Source organism: Azospirillum formosense (genome assembly GCF_013340925.1).
Taxonomy (GTDB): Bacteria; Pseudomonadota; Alphaproteobacteria; order Azospirillales; family Azospirillaceae; genus Azospirillum; species Azospirillum formosense.
The window spans coordinates 1-2,344 of record NZ_WHOR01000450.1; the positions used below are offsets into that span (position 1 = coordinate 1).

A 2,344-nucleotide genomic window follows, 5' to 3' on the forward strand; every position below is an offset into this window, starting at 1 on the left:
TCCGAGCCCGCTGTCCGAGCTGTGGTCCCCCGATGATCCCCCGCGCCGTCCGCAAGCCCCTGGCCATCCTGGTCGCCGTTCTCGCCCTGGTGATCGTGGTGCCGATGCTGGGGGCGGGCGGGTTCCTGCTGTGGCTTCGCCAGCAGACCCCGGCCTACGACGGCGCGGCCACCGTCCCCGGGCTGGAAAGCCCGGTGGAGATCCTGCGCGACCGCAACGCCGTCCCGCACATCTTCGCCGCCACCGAGCGGGACGCCTATTTCGCGCTCGGCTACGTCCATGCGCAGGACCGGCTGTGGCAGATGGAGACCATGCGGCGCAGCGGCGCCGGGCGGCTGTCCGAGCTGGTCGGCACGCGCTTCGGCGACTGGGCGCTGCGGCTCGACCGCTCCATGCGCACGCTGGGCGTCTACCGGCGGGCCGAGGAGGCCTATGAGGAGCTGTCGCCGGAGACCCGCCTGGCCTTTGACGCCTACGCCGCCGGGGTGAACGCCTGGATGGAGACGCGCCGCGAGGCGCTGCCCATCGAGTTCCAGCTCCTGCGCCACACGCCGGAACCCTGGCGGCCGGCCGACAGCCTCGTCTGGGGCAAGCTGATGGCGCTCCAGCTCTCCGGCGATTCCCGGGACGAGCTGTTCCGCGCCAGCGCCCTGAAAAGCCTGACGCCGGAGCAGATGCGCGACCTGTTCCCGGACTCCGACCCCACCGCCCCGGTGACCCTGGCGGCGACGCTCGACAGAATGGACCTGCAGAAGGCGCTGGCCGCCCTGCCCGACCTCGGCTTCGACACCGCCTCCAACGAATGGGCGCTGACCGGGGCGCGCAGCGCGACCGGCAAGCCGATCATCGCCAACGACCCCCATCTCGGGCTGGAGGCGCCGATCCTGTGGTATCTGGCGCGCATCGTGACGCCGGAACACCGCATCGCCGGGGCGACCATTCCCGGCGTGCCGCTTCACATCCTGGGTCACAACGGCCGCGTCGCCTGGGGCTTCACCACCACCCACAGCGACACCCAGGACCTGTTCATCGAGAAGCTCGACCCGCAGGACCCCGGCCGCTACCTGACGCCGGACGGCAGCGCCGCCTTCGAAACACGCCAGGAGACGATCCGCATCGCCGGCCAACCGGACGAGACGCTGACGGTGCGCGAGACGCGGCACGGCCCGGTGCTGACCACGCCGGACGCCGCCGACGCCGCGCCGGAGGGCCATGTGCTGGCGCTGGCCTTCCCCGGCCTGGGCGCCGCCGACACCACGGCGGAGGCGCTGTACCGCCTCAACCACGCCGCCGACGCCGCCGCGGTGCGCGAGGCGCTGTTCCTCCACGTGGCGCCGCAGCAGAACGTCGTCTACGCCGACACGGCGGGGACGCTGGGCTTCCTGTCGCCGGCGCTGGTCCCGGTGCGGCGCGGCGGCGACGGGCGCGTTCCGGTGCCGGGCTGGACCGGCGAATATGACTGGATCGGCTACATCCCCTTCGACGCTCTGCCCCAGGCGGTCGATCCGCCGTCGGGCCAGTTCGTCAACGCCAACAACGCGGTGGTCGGCCCCGGCTATCCCTATGCCCTGGCGACCGAATGGCCGGACCCCGCCCGCGCCGAGCGGATCGTGCAGTTGCTCGGCGACGGCCCGCACACGGTGGAGGAGGTCGCCGCCCAGCAGATGGACGAGCTGTCCCTGCCGGCGCGCGACCTGCTGCCGCTGATGCTGGAGCCGCTGCGCACTGTGCCCGATCTCAATGGACAGGCCCGCGCCGCGCTGGACCGTCTGGCCGGCTGGGACGGGCGCATGGACCGCGACCGGGCCGAGCCGCTGATCTTCTCCTGGTGGGAGCGGGAATTGGTGCGCCGCGTCTTCGCCGACGAGCTGGGGCCGCTGTTCCAGAGCTACTGGGACCTGCGCCCCCGCGCCCTGCACCGCGTGCTGGCCCAGGCGCCGCAGTGGTGCGACGACCGGACGACGCCGGCCCGCGAGGACTGCACCACCATGCTCGCTGGCTCGCTGAAATCGGCGCTGGCGGAGATCGAGCGGCGCCACGGCGCCGACATGAACGCTTGGCGCTGGGGGGAGGAGCACAAGGCCGCCCTGAACCACCGGCTTCTCGGCCGGGTGCCTCTGCTCGGTTCGATGTTCGACCTGTCGATCCCGACCGGCGGCGGCGCCTTCACCGTCAACCGCGGCACCACCCGCGTGCGCGACCCGCAGGTCCCCTTCTCCCACGTCCATGGTCCGGGGCTGCGCGCGGTCTATGATCTGGCGGATCTCGGCAACTCCCGCTTCTCCATCGCCACCGGCCAGTCGGGCAACCCGCTGTCGCCCCATTGGGGGGATCTGGTGCAGGG

General features: G+C 72.5%; 1 protein-coding gene. It reads left to right on the forward strand.

All coding sequences use genetic code 11. The annotated features are described in order from the left end of the window. Nucleotides 1-32: 32 nt before the first annotated feature. Nucleotides 33-2,344: penicillin acylase family protein (locus GBZ26_RS28855; protein WP_174441732.1), on the forward strand; the 2,312-nt coding region annotated here is incomplete at its 3' end.